Annotated in this window: 6 protein-coding genes; 2 read left to right on the top strand and 4 right to left on the bottom strand. The window is 68.8% G+C overall.

The annotated features are described in order from the left end of the window. The first annotated feature begins 32 nt into the window (after nucleotides 1–32). Both ABDW21_RS09515 and ABDW21_RS09510 read left to right on the top strand, forming a co-directional pair. Nucleotides 33–275, top strand: coding sequence for a DUF1778 domain-containing protein (locus tag ABDW21_RS09515; protein WP_343710348.1), 243 nt, complete (start codon nucleotides 33–35; stop codon nucleotides 273–275). Then, nucleotides 272–628 (top strand): type II toxin-antitoxin system PemK/MazF family toxin, encoded by a 357-nt coding sequence (locus tag ABDW21_RS09510; RefSeq protein WP_343710347.1) that lies wholly within the window; start codon nucleotides 272–274, stop codon nucleotides 626–628. The genes ABDW21_RS09515 and ABDW21_RS09510 overlap by 4 nt, the downstream gene beginning before the upstream one ends. A 509-nt stretch (nucleotides 629–1,137) precedes the next feature. Here the strand turns inward: ABDW21_RS09510 and ABDW21_RS09505 are convergent. The 4 genes from ABDW21_RS09505 to ABDW21_RS09490 all read right to left on the bottom strand — a co-directional run bounded on the left by ABDW21_RS09505 (nucleotide 1,138) and on the right by ABDW21_RS09490 (nucleotide 4,001). Continuing rightward, nucleotides 1,138–1,551 (bottom strand): type II toxin-antitoxin system VapC family toxin, encoded by a 414-nt coding sequence (locus ABDW21_RS09505; protein ID WP_343602017.1) that lies wholly within the window; start codon nucleotides 1,549–1,551, stop codon nucleotides 1,138–1,140. Continuing rightward, a complete protein-coding gene (locus ABDW21_RS09500; protein WP_343602016.1) occupies nucleotides 1,548–1,826 on the bottom strand; it encodes a type II toxin-antitoxin system Phd/YefM family antitoxin in 279 nt (92 codons plus the stop codon). The genes ABDW21_RS09505 and ABDW21_RS09500 overlap by 4 nt, the downstream gene beginning before the upstream one ends. A gap of 329 nt (nucleotides 1,827–2,155) precedes the next feature. Beyond that, nucleotides 2,156–3,265, bottom strand: a complete 1,110-nt coding sequence (locus tag ABDW21_RS09495) for an MBL fold metallo-hydrolase (RefSeq protein ID WP_343602014.1) — start codon at nucleotides 3,263–3,265, stop codon at nucleotides 2,156–2,158. Between the two features lie 4 nt (nucleotides 3,266–3,269). Continuing rightward, nucleotides 3,270–4,001, bottom strand: a complete 732-nt coding sequence (locus tag ABDW21_RS09490; RefSeq protein WP_343602012.1) for an enoyl-CoA hydratase — start codon at nucleotides 3,999–4,001, stop codon at nucleotides 3,270–3,272. Nucleotides 4,002–4,058 lie beyond the last annotated feature (57 nt).

Raw genomic sequence — 4,058 nt, 5'->3', positions numbered from 1 at the left:
CCGTGTTACGCTGCAGTGCTACAGTACCGTGTATGGCACAGACATTGACCATCCGGCTGGACGCCGAAGATAGAGCGGCCCTGGAGGCCGCCGCCCGTGCGCGGGGCAAGGGGCTGAGCACGTACGTTCGGGAACTCGCCGAAGCCGAGGCGCGGCACGTACGGCGGGCAGGGATCCGCGCAGACGGCGAACGGGTGATGTCACATCTCGCCGAGCACCCCGAGGCCCGCAGCGAGCTCGACGAGTTCGGCACGCCGCTGGCTGATCTTCCGTGAGCCGCTATACCGCCGGCAGCATCGTCGTCGTCGACTGGCGTGGCGGTGCGTTGGGCCACGAACCAAGCCGGCTACGCCCAGCCGTGGTGGTCGAGGATGACGAGCTGTTCCCCGAGGAATACCCCGACACGCTCGTCGTGCCGTTGACGCGAGATGAGGGTCTTGCGCACCGTTCGTTTGCCGAGCGGATCGACCCGGACGACGACAACGGCGCCGAGACGACATGCTGGGCGCTCGCTCATCACGTCACGAGCGTCGCGCTGCACCGCGTCAACCCGACCTCTTCGCGGATCACACCCGATCAGTTGTCGAGCATCCGACGACGCGTCACCGTCGCCGTAGGGGTCACCTGACGCCGTCGCAGAGGCGCCCGCCCAACGCTTTTCGTGGCAACTGCAGAACCCGCGTTGTTCAGGGCGCGGCGTCGGCCTCGTAGGGAAACAGGTTGGCCCAGCCCCCTGCTCGGCTCCATAGCAGCACACGCCGGGAGAATGCCGGCGCGAAGCGCGTCGAACGAGTCACGTTCGTCGGCGTCGGCCTTCGCGAACGTCATCCGGCCCCGCCGCTGGATCCCACCCCAACCGGACAAAGAGGCCGACAGACAGCCGCTTCGCAGATGAGGATGATGTTCTGATACATCTTTTTGAGCCGTGGCGAGTCGCCCGGGGAGCCGACCTGGATGTCCCAGCACCACGCACCGGGTAGCGGCCCTCGATGGTTGTCGCGGGCCGGCAGATTAGCGGTGTTCCAGCGGCAGCCAAGACGTTCACGCGCTGACGATCGCCGAACGCGCCGCCGACGTCGCGTAGATCCGCTGACCGCTCGGCGCAGGGCCGGGTTCGCCTGCTACATCAGTCATTACTCAGCGGACTGTAGCGCCGGGTGATGCGGTTGCCAGGCCAACCTCGCGGCAGCCGTCCACCAAGCGCCGGTCATAGGTGACGAACGCGGTGAGTTCCTGCTCGATCTGGGCCGCGGCCGCGAGATGAAGAGCATCCAGAGTGCGAAGGGTGGCCGGGCCGATTGTTTCGGCCAGCGCGATCACGGGTTCGGAAAGCGGGAGGATGTCCAGTCCGCCGAGCAGGTATCGAGCACGCTCAGCCTGTCCCGGTTCCCCATACCGGGCAACAACTCTCATCAACTCGACCCGGCCAATCGCGCTCGTCACCGCGTACTCACCCTGGCCGTGCTGCGCGTGGAGCCAGGTCTGCAGTGCGGGTGTCTCCGGCTCGGCGACCAGGAGCTTGGTCAGAGCCGAAGTGTCCAGGTAGATCACCGTTCGTCGCGCATCTCGTGCAGCACATCGGACAGTGTGCGCGTGCGTTCTCGCGCGGGCGCGGGCGTGACGTCCAGCAGGTTTTGTGGGTTGCGCGCCGGAATCAGCGCGCCTGCGGCGACCAGTGCTGCGCGAGACCGTGCGGCAACCTGCACAGGGACGAGTCGGGCCACCAGCCGTCCGTTGTTGGTGACGCCGATCTCCTCGCCGGCTTCGACCCGGGCGAGGTAGCGCGATGCGTGCTGGCGCAGCTCGCGGACTCCGATTGCCTCCACGGGCTTACGGTAGCACGTGATGTGCTACTCCGCTGCGGCTTACTAGCGTTGCCAGCAACGGCTACCTCGGTCCCAGATGACGCCGTTGTCGCTATGGGCGTTCAAGGGGCTGCGCTCCGGTGTGAGCATCGGAAAATCTGTCGAGTGTGCGGTTTCGTACGCGACACGCCGACGCTGGCGTAGGAAACCGCACACTCGACGAATAGCTCTGCTCGACGCGAGCGCCGACCAGGGCTTTTGCGCAATTGTCGCGCAGAGGCGGGCACAACCGCACATCCTCGCCGCGCCGGGACTCCTGTGACAGGCATCCCGTCATCAAGGCGCCGAGCCTACAACCGCCACCACGGCTCGACGTCGCCAACCGCCGCCGGGTCCACCCGCTCCCCCGGCCTGGGCACCGCCACCGCGACGCCGGCGGCAGCAGCGGCAACCAGCAGCCGCTCGACCGGCTCGGCCCACGGATGCGGCGCCAGCCGGAACGTGCACCAGTGGATCGGCACCAGGAGCCCGCCCCCCACGTCGAGATGCGCTCGCACCGCCTCCTCGGGGTTCATGTGGATGTCCGGCCACGCCCTGTTGTACGCGCCGACCGGCATCAACGTCACGTCGAACGGTCCATGCTCGGCGCCGATCCGCGCGAAACTGGCGGTGTAGCCGGTGTCGCCGCCGAAATAGGCGCGATGACTCGGGCCGATCACCGCCCACGACGCCCACAGCGTGGCGTTGCGGTGCACGAAACGCCCGGAGAAGTGCCGCGCCGGCGTACACACCAGCGTCAGCTCGCCGACCCGGGCCCGCTCGTGCCAGTCCAATTCGACGACGCGCTCGTCGGGAACACCCCAGGCGCGCAGATGCGCCCCGACGCCCAGCGGCACCACGAACGGCGCCCGCTGGGTGCGCGCCAGCGCGCGGACGGTGTCGATGTCGAGGTGGTCGTAGTGGTCGTGGCTGACAACGATCGCGTCGAGCGCCGGCAACGCCTCCAGCTCCACCGGCGGCGGATGCATGCGTTGCGGGCCGACGACATCCGACGGCGAACAGCGCTCGCTCCACACCGGGTCGGTGAGCACCCGATACCCGTCGACGTCCAGCAGCGCCGTCGCATGGCCGAACCAGCTGACCCCCAACCCGCCGGCACGGCCGTCCAGCGCCTCGGGCGCGGCCAGCGGGATGGGCGCCGCGGGCCGGCTGGCGACGCGGCCCTCGACCATCTCACGCGGGAAGAGCCACTTCTGCTCGCGGGTCAGGTTCAACAACGACCCGGGTTCGAGGTTGACGAACACCCCGTCGCGACAGTGCGGTGAGCCGTCGGCCACCGCACGGATCTCCGACGGTCCCGCGCCCAGCGCCGCGGGCGCGCCGTGCAACGCACGCAACGCCCACCCGCCGGCCGCGAACGTGGCCGTGCCGGTAGCCAGCCGCAGCGCCCCCCGCAGCATCGGCTCACGCGCCCTGGAACTTCGGCGGCCGCTTCTGCACCCGGGCCACCTGCGCTTCGACAACGTCCTGGCTGGCCCACGCCTTGTCGAACAGTTCCCGGTGGACCGGCAGGGCCTCGTCCATGGCGCCGTCGTCGTGAAGCACCCGTTTGGCGTGCTGCAACGCCAGCGGCGCCAGGCCGGCGATCTCGGTGGCCCAGGCCTGGGCGTCGGCCACTGTCCCCATCCGGTTGGCCATCCCGGTCTGCAGGGCCGTCTCGGCGGTCATCTTCTCCGCGGTCAGCAGCATCGCGCTGGCGCGGCCGTGGCCGACCAGCGAACACAGCCGGCGAATGCTCCAGTTGTCAAGCGCCAGACCGTATTTAGCCGTCGGGAATTGGAAGAACGCGTCAGGAGAGACAACCCGCAGGTCGCATCGCATCGCCAGCTGCAGACCCGCGCCGATCGCGGGGCCGTTGATCGCGCCGATCACCGGCATGGGCGCCGCATCAATAACCTTGTGCAACTCGATCAGCCGGTCGGGATAGTCGGCGGCGAACGCGTCGCCGGAAAGGTCCGCCCCGGCGCAGAACACCGTGCCCTGCCCGGTCAGCACGATGGCACGAACGGCGGCCCCGGACGCCGTCTGCACAGCCTCCCGCAGATCCTCGACAAGCTGGGAGTTCAGCGCGTTGCGCCGCTCGGGCCGCTGCAGCTCGATGGTCAAGACGTCATCGACGCGGGTGACACCGATCATGGGTTCAGATTAATGAACAGGAAATGCTCCCGGGCGACCAGCGGGGCACCGCGGCGA

It is taken from the genome of Mycobacterium sp. (assembly GCF_039583805.1).
Classification (GTDB): domain Bacteria; phylum Actinomycetota; class Actinomycetes; order Mycobacteriales; family Mycobacteriaceae; genus Mycobacterium.
Note: the sequence above shows the minus strand (reverse complement) of the source record. Positions and strands in the feature narration are given on the sequence as shown.